Consider the following 16,449-nt stretch of genomic DNA (forward strand, 5'->3'; position numbering starts at 1 on the left):
ATCACCTATTATAAGCGTAAGCTTTTATGATTAGAATTGAGCGAAGATAACTATATAATCTTTATTTATCATTCAATCCTAGATATGTTTTTATTTTTTGTTCCAAAAACTCAATATGGTCTTCAACTTGTTTTTGATTCTCATGCAAAACATCCAACTGATCAAATAGCAACACTAACCGGTCAGGGATTGTGGAATCACCTTCATAACGTAACTTGGCGTACTTCTGCATTTTTTTAATGCTCATACCAGTTTTCTTCAAACGAATAACAAATTCTATCCAAGCTGTATCTTTGTCTGTATAATATCTCTGATTATTCTCACTTCTGTTTGAAAAAACAATTCCTTGCTTTTCATAAAATCTTAGAGTATCGATTGTAAGCCCAGAAATTTTTGAAAATTCTCCGATAGAGTACTGCATAATTAATACCTCCATTATATTCTTTTGAAGACTACGCTTGCCACATCAGACTGTCAATAATTTAAAGTGAACTATTTACTTAATTTTATTGACATGGACCGTACTCCAGCATTTACTCTGATATCAATCACAGACATCATGTGAATAATTTAGGAGGAAAAATATTATGACAAATAATGTTAGATTTGATAACGGATTAAAAATTTGGATAAAGTTGATAGTCAGGCTGGAAAAAATGTAATTGATTCGCTTGGAGGATTATCCGAAGATATTGGTAAGTATATTATTGAATTTGCATTCGGTGATATCTATGAACGTGACATTTTAGATTTTAAACAACGAGAAATGATTACTATAACTAGTCTCCTGACACAAGGTGATACAGCACCTCAGCTACGAGTTCATATTAACGGCTCATTGAACGTTGGATTAAGTCGAGAACAAATCATCGAAACTTTCATTCAAGCAATCCCATATGTTGGATTTCCTAAGGTATTGAATGCTGTTACCATTGCAAAAGAAGTATTCAAAGCTCGCGACGACAAATAAATAAACTAAAGTTAAATTTCATCATTTAGTAATAGTGCCGTGCCAATAGTGCCGCAAGTGCCACAACTTCAGCTCAAAAACAATTCACGTTCTATCGCCCAATTAGTGACCACTAGTGACCGATTAATCATCAAAAATCGCCATATAGACAAAAAATCCCTGACATCATTTTCTTGGGGTCAGGGATTTTTCTAGTAACTTTCTTATGGTTGTTCTATCTTTCCAACATCGCATTAAAAGTCGTCGTTTGCAAAGTACCTAATAATTTATGAACATCATCCAGTGAATCACGCTTATCATTCAGAAACCATTCACGCCAAATGTTGTAGACTCCAGCACTCATAAACCCAATCCAATAACGACGATTGCTTTCAGGGATTTGATTAATATCATCTAAGCTCTGATAAAATCGTTGCATATTATTAAAGAATATTTGCCGAATAATATATTCAAAGTGTCGATCAATTGATAGCTTCATCGTGGAATCAAATTCAGTAAAGAAGTTACTAATCGCAAACATCTTTTGGTTCACCGGTGTTTTAAAAATGACATCATCGAATAACCGATTAATCTTAGGTTCGAAATAATCCTTTAAGACGTCACCCACAGTTTCAAAGTTTCGATAAAACGCCATCCGGCTGACGCCTGCACGCTCAACTAATTTTGAAATCTTGATATCCTCTAAATTAGTATTTTGTAACAACTCTAATAGTGCAGTTGCTAAAAACAGTCTTGAATCATTTTTAATCGATTGTGAGTATTTGGTTGCTGCCATTACAATTTCTCTCTTTCGTCACAGATGCCCTGTTACGGCTTGTTTTCTTACAGTTATAATTGTACGATGCTCTTGCATACGTTATAAGTGTAACACACAAGGAGGAAATATAATATGTCAAAAGAATTAGTAGTAGTTACCGGCGCAACAGGATTCATCGCAAGTCACACAATTGCCCAACTCTTACAACAAGGTTATCAAGTTCGGGCCACCGTTAGATCATTAAGCAAAGTAGATCTTGTTGAATCGATGTTGTCACAAGCGGGCGTTAAAGATTTTGATCAACTATCATTTGTAGAGGCTGATTTAACCAGCGATAAGAATTGGGATAAAGTGATGCAAAATGCGGATTACGTTATGAGCGTGGCTTCATCTACCCCAACGAACGAATTTACTGATCCTGATACAATGACAACTACGGCTATTAATGGAAATATTCGAGTATTAACTCATGCTCGTGATGCTGGTGTTAAACGTGTTGTCGTAACATCCGCTTATGGAGCCATTGGAATGGGTCATACAAATCGCACTACTCCATTTACCGAAAAAGATTGGACTAATTTAGACAATCCAAATCTTGATCCATATCAACGTTCTAAAACACTCGCCGAGAAAGCATCATGGAATTTTATCGAAACCGAAGGTAATGGAATGGAGATGGCTGCCATTAATCCTGTAGGAGTAATGGGTCCTATTCTATCCAGTGATTTCTCACACTCTAATCAACAAATCGTTCAACTATTAAGTGGTCAGGTTCCAGCAGTACCAAATATCAATTCTGGTTACATTGATGTCCGGGACGTTGCGAGTCTTCATATTCTAGCCATGACTAGTCAAAAAGCAAACGGTGGACGGTTCCTAGCAACTACTGGTGAAACACTATCAATGCTTGATGTTGCAAATATTCTCCGTGATGAATTCCCCGATTTTGCGGACAAATTACCAACTACAGTTATTCCTGATGATGTTTTAAAAGAACAAGCAAAGGAAAATCCAATGCTTAAAATGATGGCCACTCTCGTCGGTAATTTTGCTGATACCAGTAATGAAAAAGCCAAGACATTATTAGGATGGAATCCTAGGTCAGCTAAGGAAGCCATTATTGCCACGGCTCAATCTATGATTGATTTAGGTATCGTGAATTATAAATAGTGTAGAAAATGATGGCCAATCTAATGTATCTAGTCTTAACTAACCAGACTGTTAACTTATCATAAAAAATATCAGTACCAATAGTGCCGCAAGTGCCACAACTTCATCTCAAAAAATTCACGTTCTAGCGCCCAATTAGTGACCACTAGTGACCGTTTAATCATCATAAATCGCCACATAGACGAAAAATCCCTGACCTCAATTACTTGAGATCAGGTTTTCTATCAGTTATATCGATTAAGATTAACCTAATTTGTTTTTGCTTTGTACTTCAAGCTTATCATTGAAATCGTACACTACAGGTTGTCCAGTAGCCATTTCAAGGTTGATGATATCTTCATCAGAGATACCTTCAATGTACTTGCTCAATGCACGTAATGAGTTACCGTGGGCAGCAATGATAACATTCTTGCCATCTAGTAATTTAGGTGCGATTTCGTCTTCCTATGCTAAAATGTCACTAAAGAGGTGAGAACTACGCAAACTCCTAGTATTAAATTTGCTCGCTACCAACAACCTGACAAGCGCCTCCAAGCCACGCAAGACAAACTCTTCAACGCGCTGACACATTTTTTATTACCGAAGTGCGCTTTGATTCAATCACGGTAACCCAGTTATGTAAAGAAGCTGGAATTGTTCGCCAAACTTTTTATCGCCATTATAATAATCAGCTCGAGATCCTTGAAAATCATCTTGCTGGCATTGCAAATGATTTTTTGACGCTCATCGACAAGATGCCAGTCAGTGTCGTCAATCTACCACAGACAGTGGTTCAAGAGTTAAAGAATAATCAGACACTTTTTGAGATGATTTATTGGGCCCACGCTGAAGAAGCCGCTATTACCGTCCTGGCCAGCGATATGATGCGCGTCACATTCATTGATGACCGGCAGAACGATTTTCAAGGATTCGTTAATGAAATCGTCGCGCGCAATGTGTTTAACTTTAGTCGCGTGATGCTTAAATATCCCACGATAGACACCAAAATGTTAGTCAAACTCTACAGTTTAATGGTGCCAAATCCCCAGGATATCTTTCAACACTTATTTAGTAGCGAACATTAACTTACTGTAACAACACACTATGCTGGCCATCCTTCTCAATATTCTTAACTCACCCTATGTTATTCCTACTGCAATTAAAAAGCGAGCGTCCCGGGATCTTATGTTTCTGGGACGCTCGCTTTATTCTGTTTTGAATTTAAAAACTAATCATGTTGTTCATAAAACCAGTCGCTAGCATTTCGATAAACTTTTTCCACGGTTTCAGGCTGATCATCACCAGGTAAATCTTGTCGACTTTCAAGCCAGTACGACTGAGCACATAACACAGCCCTTGGTAGCTCTCCCGATAGGATGTGAGTTCTTTCAAATCAATATTAATGATGACACTTGGAATAACCGGGATAATCTCATCGCGTTCATAGATACAATCCGCATCGACAATCTTCCAGATCCCGCTCTTTTTTCTAACCTTGTAAAGATACGGCATACGAGTGGACCTCAACGGTCTGATTATCCAATTTTATCCGTGGTGACAGCATCATAACTGGCATCTCAGCAATCGCTTTATCGCCATTGATCCATACCTCCGTGTAAAAATCTTATGCTTAGCCCCACCACCATGGGCAGCAGCAACTTTTTCAAAGTAACCAGTGGCTGGACCGTCATACCAAGAAACGTGTATTAGTGCGTCATCACTGTAGCAATTAGCTTCTTGTTCATATAATCCACTATCACGTGTATAGCGTTCATATTCTAATAGCTCACGAATCTCCGCGCGATTTTGAAATGCCTGCTTATCTGTTTGATCCAATTGTTCATCGTAAAAATATGCTTGTGTCATTACTGTTCGACCTCCATCAAATTAACCAACAGCTAGTGCATTATCCATGATAGTAAATGGGCACTTAGCTCTGCGCTTCATAGCTCAATGTACTTCAAGCGTAATAAGTTTCATCGCTTGATGCATTCGTTAATCACCATTTCGTGATTACTTCTTAAGCTTACAATGTGTCTCAGGGTGAATCAATCGCGTTTGTGGACAAATTCGGTAATAGTGTCACATATGAGTTTGCCCAAAAAGGATAACTATCCCATGACGAATGGACCACAGAAACAGATGTAACTTTGCCATAAATCAAATCATCTAATTACTCAAAATATTTTACGACTAACAACTCAGCCAAGTAAATCAATTAGTAGAATCTAGTTGAGTAGTCTCTTATCTATACATAAAGTGACAATAGTGCCGCAAGTGCCACAACTTCAGCTTAAAAACAATTCACGTTCCAGGGTCCAATTAGTGACCGCTAGTGACCGATTAATCATCATAAATCGCCACATAGACGAAAAAATCCCTGATCTCGATTACTCGAGATCAGGGATTTTCTATCAGTTAAATCAGTTAAGATTAACCTAATTTGTTTTTGCTTTGTACTTCAAGCTTATCGTTGAAATCGTACACTACAGGTTGTCCTGTGGCCATTTCAAGGTTGATGATATCTTCATCAGAGATACCTTCAATGTACTTGCTCAATGCACGTAGTGAGTTACCATGGGCAGCAATGATAACATTCTTGCCGTCAAGTAATTTAGGTGCAATTTCGTCTTCCCAGAAAGGATTCAATATTAAACGAATAAAGTCGATAGTATCAATGCTTCAAGCGTTTTTATGAGCAAGTACTAGTGACGAGTAGTGACCGATTAGATTGCCTAAATATCAGAGTAGTTCTCAATAATCACCCAGCGAAGCTAGATTAAAATATTTTGAAAGTCTAACTTGATCAAGCCTCATCAATTCATCCACATTAATTTCGGTTTCCGCCTTATATTGAAAGTTACTTTCTTGGGGCTCCGCTATACATAAGGTAATCTCATTCTTTTTACCCATTTGCAAAATGGCATAAATATCTTATCTATTTCTTCCTGATCCAGCATTGTCGAACCTGTCCCACGCTTTTTTTTAAGCCAATGACCGATAAAATTTGGTCCTAAAATAATTCTTTTAATCTTCGGTGATACAAGTTTTATCCGTGGATGATCTTTGTAATAATTAGAAATGTTTCCAGGCCATACCACGCGCCATTCCTTTTCATAATCCCAAATTTTCGCCTTTGATAATGAACAGGTTATGCTTACCTTTGGCGCCAAGTCAGGCTTATACTTAGCAGGATCACCATATTTAGACCAATTAATGGTTTGCCTTGAATAAATTACTGGAAAAATTAAATTTTTTAATTTCGAAGAATTAAGGTCATATTCTACACATATCCCTGTGTTTGAATTTGCATAATGCCCCCATAAAGCATTATTGTCAAATTTTTCAGAAAAGGATACCACACGTAAAATTTGTCGGTTAACACCTTGATACGTAACAGAATTTTTTCTGTCACTTTTCTTAGTATCATCATTCAATCTTTCAATTTCCCTTTGACTAAGAAATTCTCCTGAAGCTTCCCATGTACCATTATTAATGTTTGTATATAAAATTGAATCATACACATCATTAAATAAAGCCGGCTTCGTTGCAGTGAGATTTCCATGAACCAAATCATCTAATGCATATTTATTAAGTGGAGAATATTTGTATAATTCATCTGGTACTTCTTCTTTTATTTTGTTGGCCGAAATTCCAAAATCTTGAAACAATTCAAGACTATCTTCTCGCGCCATTTGAGAGCTAAAATAAACAATATCATTCAAGTTAATTTCTCCTTATAGCCAGCACAATTTTATTAGCAATACCATCGCTTAACTCACACGTTCTTCTATCACAACTTATAAATGAACGTTTTTCATTAGCGATCCATATAAATTTAAAAAGAACATATTCTTCATTGAGAAACATATTTTGGATGGTCTTTTATTAATTTTTCCATGCATGTTTTTCAATATTTTCAAATCGAATAATCATCCCAAAAATGATGTTCAAGGTTTTGAAACAATTCATCTGAAGATATTTCACGAGTACCACTTAATTGCTTAACTTCCACCTCACTAAGATCACTAACTTGCGTAACCTTGCCTTGCAATGAATCAACTATTAAATTATTTTTACTATTCAACAAAGAACTATCTTCCAAAAAGAAACGGTACTCCGATTGGTCTTTATAGGCCAAACCTTTTACAAAAGGCACAACATTCATAGGAGAAACTTTATTCGAAAATATATCCATTTGTATACGAATTCCTATATTCTGATCACTACAGTAACAGATTGGTGCCCTAGCACATCCAATTCCAATCTTTCTTGCACGCAAAGAAATCATATTCCAAAGAAAATTTGGATCTAATATAACAAAAGGCACTTTTTCAGCAGGGGGAAATTGATTCTCCAACTTCTTGATAAATTCTGGCCTAATATGATATCCCCCATTGCCGTCATTGATCAGTTCGCACCTGTGCACTGCGGTAAAGCAAAAAGCTGAAGCATCAGGATGAACTACCGCCCTGAAGTTAAAAAACTCACCTTTTTTTAAGAAACTAACAGCTTCTTCAACTCCGCCACGATAAAAATGGATTTTACTATTCTCACCTCCAGACACAAGATGAACATCTTCATTAAGATCCCCGATAGAAGTATTTGCCGGACCAATTACACCCGGAAGAGCAGTATCTCTATATTCTTGCATTTTTCCAAAATGTAATTCTCCATTAAGAAAATTATAAGCGTACTTCTTGTCTACAAACTTAATATACAATGGCACCTCACATATTAATTCTTGGTTCACAAACATATCTCGATCTTCTTTCCTTTTTATTTTTGATAATGTTCGTTCACTTTTAGGATTCATACCTTTCCTACCATTCGATTAGATTTGACAGTTTCATTTTAATTATACATCGATAACAGGAAAGTTAACACATCGGAACACACTATATTGTGGAATTGTAAGGTGCACAATACATTATGTAGTATATAATTGACACTATTCGCAAAAAAAAGAAGGCTCTCAAACATCAAGCCTCCTTAATTAGCTAACTGCCAAGCACTCTAACAGCTTTTGCTTCTTCAATTTCTAGCTGCTCCGGTAGCAAGCCTATATAATACTTCTGAGTAATAGCCACACTAGCATATTCAGATACTTAAACATGAAGTCCTTAAAACATTTGAGTTACTATTAACATATCTAAACTTAAATTGCATTCCAAATTTCGTCGAAATTCTCTAAAAATCCTTTTCTAATAGCAATTTCGAAGTACTTAGTCTGGATAAGCAATTCTTTATTAGAACTATTGTTGATATACTCAATCTCATTTTTCACATCGTCCCTATTAAAATTATTCATTTTCTTATATTTAATATTTGAAATTAAGGGCGTTAATGTTGTTTGCCCAACAATAATGTAATCATTAAAAACCTTGCGGGCCTTAAATTGTCTCTCTAAATCATTTAATATTTTCTCTTCAAATTTTATTTTTTGCAGCATCTTTACTTATATAGAAAGCAAAAGTTCCATCAGGTCTTACATTACACTTAAGCCAATTTGCACTTCTCAGTACTTCAAAATATGGATAGACAAAGTTACCTCTTTTGGCAGAATTACAATTAGTACATACCGGTATCAAATTATCAGGAAATATAGCTAATTCCGGAAAAGAATTCTTATCAAAAAAATGATCTAAAGCATTAGAAGACTTAACATGACAGTACTGGCAATATGGTTCAGACAACATTAATTCTCCATATTTATTATAAGATTTGGATCTAAAATCATTATTAAACAAAGATATGCAAAACTTCTTAAAACTGTCAAAATCGCTTAATTCATTTGCATTATCATTATATATTTTATTTAGGTTAAGTCTCGAATTATACGGTAACCTATTATTTAAAGCTTTTAAACAACGTATCAGACATTTTTTGAATTTCGTTACCTGTGTATATACAGTTCAATCTAGTAACCGTCTTTGATTTTTTCCTGTGCTTTAATTTTTTTAATTTTACCAACAACGCTTGTAGCATTTTGTAAAATATCTGTCTGACTAACACATATATTCATATTTTTAGTCATTATCTACTTCCCGCTGATATAAGATGCTTGCAATCCTCATTCTTGATTCGTCCCCTAATTTATTATGGAACTTATCTAAAACCTCTTCTACAGTATTACTATTCTCAATAACTTGATTAATAACGTTCATATATCCTGACTTATCTACTTCCAGATCAAAAACATCATGCGTTATCGCTCCAACATTGGCACCAAAAGTCTTAATTGTAGGACGGTTAATGCTTATTGCATGTCCACTTCGATTAAGAATCCAAGTACTGTCTTCACTGCATTCCTGCACTACAACAGGTGAATGAGTTGCAACAATAGCCATTGCATTTCTTTTTTTTAGTACATTTAAAATTGCTTGAATAAATGAAGAAATCAATGGAGGATGCAAATTTTGCTCGGGCTCATCAACTAGAACAATTGAATTAGGTTCAACATTTATAATAATTTGAAATAAACTTAACAAAACTATTTTATGTCCTGAACTCAGCCTAGAATATGTCTTTCTAATATTCTCATTCTCAGTTGATGACAACCACGAATTCACATTCAATGCTTGAAATATTGGATCACTATCCAAGGTTTTAATACAACTATTCGCCAAATCCGAAAGAAATTTTTGACTACGTATATAAATCATGCTTTCCATGAATTCATCAACAATAAATTTGGATAGTTTATATTGTAGGTTTTGTTCCCCTACCATTCTTTTTTCTGAAAGTTCTATTTCACTAGATATATTGCTTTCCTGATTAAACCCAATAAATCTATATGGTATATCGCTAAAAATATTTTTATCTGGTAAGGTAGTATCAAAGACTGAATACGATAACGCTAGGACAGAAGATATATTTTCCTTACCTATAAACTCATCAACAATATTTGAACCAGATACATTCGAACCGGTTAATGTAGAAATTATACTAGTGAAGAAATTGGTTTTTCCAACTCCATTCCGCCCTATCAGGGCATGTATATTGCTTTGGGGTAATTCGTCCGGAGATACCTTAAAGGTCATTCTTTTGTCATTAATCTCATTCTTTAATTTCAATGTGAAATCATACGATGTCAAGTGTTCATCTCCAGTATTTAAGACCCTCGAATACACATCCTTAATCGTCTTTATGGAAGAGCTACGCATCAAAGAATTCTTCATGACATCTTCTTCTTTGTTATCAAAATAAAAATTTGTATCGTACACTATGTCATGAAGTGAATCTAATATATTCTCTTGCGCTTTTGTGTTTGTTAAGCTTAGGTTATAAAAATTCTTATAATACTCTGAGCTACCTCCAACTGAAAAATACTTATCATCAAGTTCTTCAAAGTCGCTTTCTAAAGGGGTTCTAATTGTATTGAGATAATCAAATGGCTTATCCATACCTTTTTTTCCTATTTTTACACTTCCAAGCTGATAAATATTACCTTCCTTTTCTGCACGATACTGTAAAGAAAATGTAGTAAGAAATCCCCAGTCATTCCAATTTTTTTTAGTAAGTATGCAATAAGGATATGAAACATTTTCATCCCTTGGTATGCTTGTATAAAATTTCACTTAATTCTCCTTGTACATCATGATTTAGTAATGCATTATCTGCACATAACTTTAAAATATGACTGATATTTTATAAATTTATTTCAAATATTTCTATAGGCCATAAGTATTCTCCATTCATTGTACATAAGTAGAAGACTTATTTTCAACACGACAAAATAAATTTTTATTGAATTATAAAATTGATAAATATATTAGAATTTATTAAGATTTTTAACATTACACCTTTAATGAATCCATCAAGCTTCACTTAATACGCTTTTTATGAACAAACACAATTTATAACGAACCAACAAAAAGCTCGGAACTTGATTGAATCAAGTTCCGAGCTTTTTGTTGCTAAATTAAGAAACAACTTGTATTATCCTATACCATAATTTTATCTTTAGTTAACTAAATGAACTAAAATTATTTATGCATATATCTTTTATACAACTTCACACCAAAATATATAATAAAATACACAATTAAGGCCAATAGTAAAAAGCTAATCACAGTAAATATAAAATCACCAACGTAAAATGCTAATAAGAAATTAAAAAAAATATCCATACTAATTGTCCCCCTAAGAAGTCTTCAAGAATCTAACCCTTCAAATATAACACATTTTAAATTTTAAATGACATACGAAGTGTAGTTGGTCTCGTATACTTAAGATCTGTACCAGCGACTGTAAGATAGTATATACGATTTCCTCTAAAATATGCCTCTCCTGACTTTCTATTTTTGTTTATCTTTGCCCATGCTTTATTTTGTTGCCATTCAATTGGCCAACTCATCCCTGTAGATTCCGACCAAACGCTTTTAACTTTTTGTATTTTATTACCCTTTGTCTTGAGTTTGACATTACCTTTGACTGACAAAACACCATTAAAATATATATTTTTAGAAATTTTCTTTGTACCGGTATTTCTCGTATGATCTAAAACTTGAACCTTTGCTTTACCAGATATTTTACCGTCGTACTTTCCAGATAAAACATCGTTTAGTTGTGATTTATCATTTATTGAAAGAGCTGTTACTTTTTTAGCGGCCTTCGAAGAAAGTTTTTGAACCTTAAGCCCTTTTTGTTTGGCCATGCTAATAGCGTCTTTGGAGGAAATTGTTTTAGAATTCGACTGCAATTTACTACCTGCTTTGCTTGTCTCATTACCTGGCATAGCAGTTATTACGTCTCCATTATTTTTTGATACATTGCTATTTTTTAAACTATTATCTATATTGCCATTAATATTTCTATTAATTGTACTGTTGTTGGAAGCAACTATATTATTAGTAGCTTGAACATTATTACCAGTGGATGCGGATCCAGAACCCAATGTAGTAGCACCATTTAACGAGCTTCCAGAATCAGATGGAGGAACAACTGTGCCACCCCCCGATATAGGTATACCTCCACCGTCTCCACCGTCATTTCCATCTTTATTATTTGAATTATTATTGTCCGAATAAGTACCATAGCGATCGTAATCAGCGTTTACATTCACGCCGCTACAAACTAAAAACAATAATGCACCTAATGATACTAAGATAAATTTATAACTTCTAATTAATTTCATAAATGCTATCCCCCATAACTTTAAAATTAGATAAGACTCTTAAGAGCCGAAGCAACACCAGTTATACTATTAACAATAGAAGTTGCTTGACCAACAACATTAGACACAGAAGCAGTTGTGTAATAAACCACTTGACCAACGTTAGCAGCAGTTGCGGTCCCTGTATACCACGGTTGCAATCTGATATTAGCATTCTGAGCTTCTTGATTTAGTTTTTGATCTTCGGCAGCCTTCTTTTCTGCATCTGTCATGGCTGAAACAACACCCGAATTATTAGTGTTACTTGAATTAGTGTTACTTGAATTAGTGTTACCATCATTACTAATACTTGTTGCTCCATTTTGTTCTGTCTTTGTCGTACTATCATCCTTTGCAGGTAGAGAATTAGTCGTCTCATTTTTAACAATCCTAGTCCTCTTTTTACTGTTCTTAATTTTACGTCCTATTTTTATTATTATTTTTAATAGCTTTTTTGGAAAAACTATCGAAAGAAATAACTTTTTTTCTTTTCTGTGATGCACTATTCATCTTCTTCGTCTTTGCAACTGGCTTTACCTTATTTGCTTTCGAAACCGGCTTTGCTTTATTTGCTTTCGAAACCGGCTTTGCTTTATTTGCTTTCGAAACCGGCTTTGCTTTATTTGCTTTTCGAAACCAGCTTTGCTTTATTTGCTTTCGAAGCCGGCTTTGCTTTATTCTCCTTGATGATTTTTACATTGCTATTTCCCGAGTAAACTGTGTAATTGTCCTCGGATGTTTGTGATTTTATTATCTTTAAATCACTACCTTCTTTACTATAATTTACTTTTTTATCATATAATTTCTTTGCAGATCCAGTGTTACTATGACTAATTGAATCAGTGCTTGCTGATACAGTCAAAACATCCCCCCCTGAAAGACCTGCTAACAATGAAACGAAAAGTGCTAAAGTCCAAACCAACTTGTTCTTTATCAAAATAACCCCTCCAGAATATAAATTTTATACTATATATATATAATTATACTATTATCATTTTTAGTCAATGAAATTTGTGCATTAATTAACAATATGTTGAATTATTTTTAAATAATACAAATATCAAACACCACAAATATCATAGTTACAGATTATTAAGGACATCTTGTGACCTTTATTTATGCAATATTTTTAAATTATAGAAATACTTTTTGTAAATATAAAATCGAGTTTGGCAATGGCATATAATCAGTAATATACAGCATCAAGTCGAAATACAGTATATTTTATTCCCCAAAAACAAGTTATACCTCACATAGTACTATTCAAATGAGAAAATAAGAGACAAAAAAAAGAGGCTCACACATATCAAGCCCCTCCTTAGTTATCTAACTGCCAAGCACTCTAACAGCTTTTGCTTCTTCAATTTCTCGTTGTTCTGGTAGCAAGCCAATATAATACTTTTGGGTAATAGCCACACTAGCATGACCTAAATATTTAGATACATAGTTAATTGAAACCTTTGAGTCACCTAACATCAGACTAGCAATAGTATGTCTAAATGTGTGAGTGCTGAACTTGGGTTTATAACCTAGTTTCTTCTGTAATTGATGATAAGAAGAGTTAATATTTCTACTTATTGGTAGCTTACCGTATTGATTCAACAAGAGAAATTGATCCGGATTAGTTATCCCCAACCTAAACAACACTTGGCGATGATAAGCTATCCACCTGTGGATAACGCTCATGGCTTTCGCGGGTACTGGAATAGTTCGTTTAGAATATTTTGTCTTAGGTTCTTTGATTTCGTTTTCGACTGAATCCCAAGATTCATCAATGCGAACTGTATTATGCTCAAAGTCAAAATCATCATATTTTAAAGCAATGCATTCACCAACTCTTAAAGCAGTTTGTGAGATAATCATGAGCGTCATCCAATTGATGTGTTGTAGGCTGTGAGGAAAGTTCAATAGGAAGTCACGAATGTGTTTATACTCATCAATTGTCATAAACTTCTTATCATCACTCTTCGTTAATTTAGGATCCGCAACAATGTGCAATCGCCCCTCGGCCGGGTTACGCGCAATTGTGCCATCTAACATTGCGTCTTTCATACAACTTCGCAAATGCATTAGATCTTTACGAGCAGTTTCATGGCTCAATCCCAACTCATTTAAGAATCGTTGAATTCTTGCTCGAGTCAATCTGCCGATACGCACTTCTCCAAGATGTTGTTGAAAATGACGATAACTAGTCACATAGCTTAACAACGTTGCTGATGAAACCACTGGTTGCTTATACGTTTCGACCCAGTGCCAATAATAGTCAACGAATAACCAATCGGAACGTTCAAAGTTAGTACCTTGATCAGCTTCCATAGATAACTGGTTTATCCACTTTTTAGCTGTTTCTTTATCGTCAAACGTATGAGTCTTACGTTTCCGTTGTTTACCCGAGCCAATACTAAACTCGGCTTTGTATCTTTTTCCTTTCATGGGATTCAAATAAATACGGCTCATCCTACTTCACCACCTTGTTAGTAATCCATGGTTGTAACTTCCAAGGACTATTTCGCAGTGATAATGGATGAGCCGCATTATTTTCTTCATTAACTAGTACGTGATACTTTTCTAAGTTGTCATCATCAGACTTGATTAGTTGTTTCAATTTGTCTAAACGTTCTTCTGCAACCTGTGACTTAGTCGTTAAACTCCCCGTTGCAATGATCACTTCATGAGCCTCATGGGCTACCGCAAATAGTTGTTCCAAGCCATCCTTAGGATATGCTTTGGATGTAATAATTCATCAACAAAGGTTGCTGTAAGTGACACAATTTCAGTTCAAACATAATTCACGTTTCAGAGTCCAATTAGTGACCACTAGCTACCGATTAATCATCACAAATCTTCAAATAGACGCAAAACAACCTGACCTCGATTTCTTAAGATCAGGTTGTTTTAGTTAGTTTAATACTTACGCTCTATTAAATTTTAGATTCAAGCAACCATTTTTCAAATACACATTGTATGTCTTCCAGAAATTATTTATTTTCTTCTACTAACTTTTGGTTTTAATATAACAAATCCATAGGCTGTCATTACTACTTGTACTAAAATCCCAAAGATCACTGAGATGACCCAGGTTTGGGTTGAAACTAACTGATTCTGAATGAAGTACCAGATTGCATAGCATCCTACAGGAATATTCAATAGAATACTAACCACCAATCCTGGGTTATATTTAAATTTGAACATCCAAACTACGTGGGCTGCAGCGTTAAGGACTGAAAATGCTGCTGTCCAAATTCCCCAACCTAGTCCATAATAATTTGCTAAAATTGCTGATAATGGCATTGCGATAAAAATCACAGGAACATTGATCCAAAATGAAACCTTATCATCTAATGGAAATGAAGGGTCCACGGAACCCATTATCTTGGTATTGAAGAATTTCTTGAAACCTCCCGGTAATATATATTCTTCAAATTCATGCATAAAGTAAACAGGTGTCTGTAACCAGATTAAAAATAGTGCAAAGTTCTGCTTTGAAACATACATAAATAACAAAATCGTCGTATAAATTGCTAAAAAGATCGTGGCGTTGTACCAATGTTTAAGTAACCAATTCATAATTATTTTCCTCTTTCATTCAACAGTTTTTTCGCTATAATAGACATTGTGTTCAACATCTATTTACGACTTGAAGTATAAAACAGTAATTTAACAAATACAATCTACAATCTTAGTTAATAGACAGATTACATAAATTGATTAGTTAGTGAGGCTTATTATGGTTAAAAACAAACAAGATCTCAGATTTATCAAGTCACAGCAACGACTCTATGCTGCTTTTGAAGAACTACTACACAAAAAAAGTTTTGATGCCATTTCCGTTCGCGATATCTGTAATCAGTCTAATACTAGCAGAAGTGGATTTTATCTTCATTTTGAAGACAAATATGATTTAGTGCAAAGTATCAGCGTGACTTCATTAATCATGGGATGGAAATCATGAACGAAAATGGGGCTTTGGGGCTTCAAGCAATTTTCGAAAATTTGTTGAACTATTTAAACACTGACGGTGAAGTATTATCAATTCTGTTATCCAATCGTGGATCACTTGAAATCCAATTTCAAATTAAAGATTATTTTCGAAATAATGCTAAGAAAAAATGTTTTTCCAAAATATAATCTCAAATCTGAATCTAGTATCGAAAAACAATATTTGACAGCAATGTTAAGTGGAGCTTTTTTTGGAATCCTAGGAGAATGGATTAATCAAGGAAAAAAAGAAAGCCCTGCGCAGTTAATTCAATTAATGTCGGAAAAAGTCATTCCGTCACTAAAAAATAGTCAATTACTATAAAAAATCCTAATCTCTATAAAGTTCCATAAGTGACCTAACTTCAGACAACCAGAATTTCTCAGCGCCCAATTAATGACCACTAGTGAATAATATTAATCGTCACAAAGCTTCAA

The 16,449-nt window shown here is 34.5% G+C and carries 20 protein-coding genes and 2 pseudogenes; 6 read left to right on the top strand and 16 right to left on the bottom strand.

The features are described 5' to 3' along the window. Nucleotides 1-61 precede the first annotated feature (61 nt). Entirely contained in the window at nt 62-421 is a 360-nt protein-coding gene (locus NBRC111893_RS00365; protein WP_125007561.1) for a MerR family transcriptional regulator, read from the bottom strand. 204 nt (nt 422-625) lie between these two features. On the opposite strand from NBRC111893_RS00365, the gene NBRC111893_RS00370 reads away from it, so the two are divergent. After that, nucleotides 626-970 (top strand): carboxymuconolactone decarboxylase family protein, encoded by a 345-nt coding sequence (locus tag NBRC111893_RS00370; protein WP_225417444.1) that lies wholly within the window; start codon nt 626-628, stop codon nt 968-970. A gap of 214 nt (nt 971-1,184) precedes the next feature. Here the strand turns inward: NBRC111893_RS00370 and NBRC111893_RS00375 are convergent, their stop codons facing one another. Further along, the gene (locus NBRC111893_RS00375; protein ID WP_125007563.1) at nt 1,185-1,745 is read right to left on the bottom strand and encodes a TetR/AcrR family transcriptional regulator; all 561 of its coding nucleotides are present in this window, start codon (nt 1,743-1,745) and stop codon (nt 1,185-1,187) included. 114 nt (nt 1,746-1,859) lie between these two features. Here NBRC111893_RS00375 and NBRC111893_RS00380 point away from each other — a divergent pair, with 114 nt between their 5' ends. Then, entirely contained in the window at nt 1,860-2,897 is a 1,038-nt protein-coding gene (locus NBRC111893_RS00380; RefSeq protein ID WP_125007564.1) for an SDR family oxidoreductase, read from the top strand. A 243-nt stretch (nt 2,898-3,140) separates the two neighbouring features. On the opposite strand, the pseudogene gpmA reads toward NBRC111893_RS00380, so the two are convergent. Further along, nucleotides 3,141-3,341, bottom strand: a pseudogene (gene gpmA / locus NBRC111893_RS00385) (2,3-diphosphoglycerate-dependent phosphoglycerate mutase); the annotation flags it as partial. Between the two features lie 140 nt (nt 3,342-3,481). Between gpmA and NBRC111893_RS00390 the strand changes: the two are divergent. Continuing rightward, entirely contained in the window at nt 3,482-3,961 is a 480-nt protein-coding gene (locus tag NBRC111893_RS00390) for a TetR/AcrR family transcriptional regulator (protein ID WP_125007565.1), read from the top strand. Nucleotides 3,962-4,097: 136 nt separating this feature from the next. Here the strand turns inward: NBRC111893_RS00390 and NBRC111893_RS00395 are convergent, their stop codons facing one another. The 13 genes and pseudogenes from NBRC111893_RS00395 to NBRC111893_RS00455 form a co-directional block, all read right to left on the bottom strand. After that, nucleotides 4,098-4,388 carry a hypothetical protein gene (locus tag NBRC111893_RS00395; RefSeq protein ID WP_125007566.1) on the bottom strand — a complete coding sequence of 97 codons (291 nt, stop codon included), beginning with the start codon at nt 4,386-4,388 and terminating at the stop codon, nt 4,098-4,100. Between the two features lie 51 nt (nt 4,389-4,439). Then, nucleotides 4,440-4,742: a hypothetical protein gene (locus NBRC111893_RS00400; protein WP_125007567.1), complete on the bottom strand. Its 303-nt coding sequence runs from the start codon at nt 4,740-4,742 to the stop codon at nt 4,440-4,442. 567 nt (nt 4,743-5,309) lie between these two features. Next, nucleotides 5,310-5,519, bottom strand: a pseudogene (locus NBRC111893_RS00405) (2,3-bisphosphoglycerate-dependent phosphoglycerate mutase); the annotation flags it as partial. A gap of 236 nt (nt 5,520-5,755) precedes the next feature. Beyond that, complete coding sequence (locus tag NBRC111893_RS00410; protein WP_125007568.1) at nt 5,756-6,601, bottom strand: DUF2971 domain-containing protein; 846 nt, start codon at nt 6,599-6,601, stop codon at nt 5,756-5,758. Nucleotides 6,602-6,795: 194 nt separating this feature from the next. Next, nucleotides 6,796-7,692 (bottom strand): hypothetical protein, encoded by an 897-nt coding sequence (locus NBRC111893_RS00415; RefSeq protein WP_125007569.1) that lies wholly within the window; start codon nt 7,690-7,692, stop codon nt 6,796-6,798. A gap of 613 nt (nt 7,693-8,305) precedes the next feature. Then, nucleotides 8,306-8,572 carry a hypothetical protein gene (locus NBRC111893_RS00420; RefSeq protein ID WP_125007570.1) on the bottom strand — a complete coding sequence of 89 codons (267 nt, stop codon included), beginning with the start codon at nt 8,570-8,572 and terminating at the stop codon, nt 8,306-8,308. A 333-nt stretch (nt 8,573-8,905) separates the two neighbouring features. Further along, nucleotides 8,906-10,456, bottom strand: a complete 1,551-nt coding sequence (locus NBRC111893_RS00425) for an AAA family ATPase (RefSeq protein ID WP_125007571.1) — start codon at nt 10,454-10,456, stop codon at nt 8,906-8,908. 608 nt (nt 10,457-11,064) lie between these two features. After that, nucleotides 11,065-12,015, bottom strand: coding sequence for a hypothetical protein (locus NBRC111893_RS00430; protein WP_125007572.1), 951 nt, complete (start codon nt 12,013-12,015; stop codon nt 11,065-11,067). A gap of 26 nt (nt 12,016-12,041) precedes the next feature. Further along, entirely contained in the window at nt 12,042-12,536 is a 495-nt protein-coding gene (locus NBRC111893_RS00435) for a hypothetical protein (protein WP_125007573.1), read from the bottom strand. 116 nt (nt 12,537-12,652) lie between these two features. After that, nucleotides 12,653-12,970 (bottom strand): hypothetical protein, encoded by a 318-nt coding sequence (locus NBRC111893_RS00440; protein ID WP_125007574.1) that lies wholly within the window; start codon nt 12,968-12,970, stop codon nt 12,653-12,655. A gap of 389 nt (nt 12,971-13,359) precedes the next feature. Beyond that, entirely contained in the window at nt 13,360-14,490 is a 1,131-nt protein-coding gene (locus tag NBRC111893_RS00445) for a site-specific integrase (protein WP_225417445.1), read from the bottom strand. A 1-nt stretch (nt 14,491) separates the two neighbouring features. Beyond that, nucleotides 14,492-14,740 carry a hypothetical protein gene (locus NBRC111893_RS00450; RefSeq protein WP_125007575.1) on the bottom strand — a complete coding sequence of 83 codons (249 nt, stop codon included), beginning with the start codon at nt 14,738-14,740 and terminating at the stop codon, nt 14,492-14,494. 275 nt (nt 14,741-15,015) lie between these two features. Further along, nucleotides 15,016-15,600 carry an HXXEE domain-containing protein gene (locus NBRC111893_RS00455; protein WP_125007576.1) on the bottom strand — a complete coding sequence of 195 codons (585 nt, stop codon included), beginning with the start codon at nt 15,598-15,600 and terminating at the stop codon, nt 15,016-15,018. Nucleotides 15,601-15,760: 160 nt separating this feature from the next. Between NBRC111893_RS00455 and NBRC111893_RS00460 the strand changes: the two genes are divergently transcribed. Genes NBRC111893_RS00460 through NBRC111893_RS12010 form a run of 3 tightly spaced genes read left to right on the top strand, consistent with a single transcriptional unit; the run spans nt 15,761 to nt 16,336 of the window. After that, entirely contained in the window at nt 15,761-15,985 is a 225-nt protein-coding gene (locus tag NBRC111893_RS00460; protein WP_125007577.1) for a TetR/AcrR family transcriptional regulator, read from the top strand. Continuing rightward, complete coding sequence (locus NBRC111893_RS00465; RefSeq protein WP_125007578.1) at nt 15,982-16,161, top strand: hypothetical protein; 180 nt, start codon at nt 15,982-15,984, stop codon at nt 16,159-16,161. Before NBRC111893_RS00460 ends, NBRC111893_RS00465 begins: the two co-directional genes overlap by 4 nt. Next, complete coding sequence (locus tag NBRC111893_RS12010) at nt 16,130-16,336, top strand: TetR-like C-terminal domain-containing protein (RefSeq protein ID WP_160114416.1); 207 nt, start codon at nt 16,130-16,132, stop codon at nt 16,334-16,336. Before NBRC111893_RS00465 ends, NBRC111893_RS12010 begins: the two co-directional genes overlap by 32 nt. Nucleotides 16,337-16,449 lie beyond the last annotated feature (113 nt).

This window comes from Lentilactobacillus kosonis, assembly GCF_003864335.1.
GTDB classification, from domain to species: Bacteria; Bacillota; Bacilli; order Lactobacillales; family Lactobacillaceae; genus Lentilactobacillus; species Lentilactobacillus kosonis.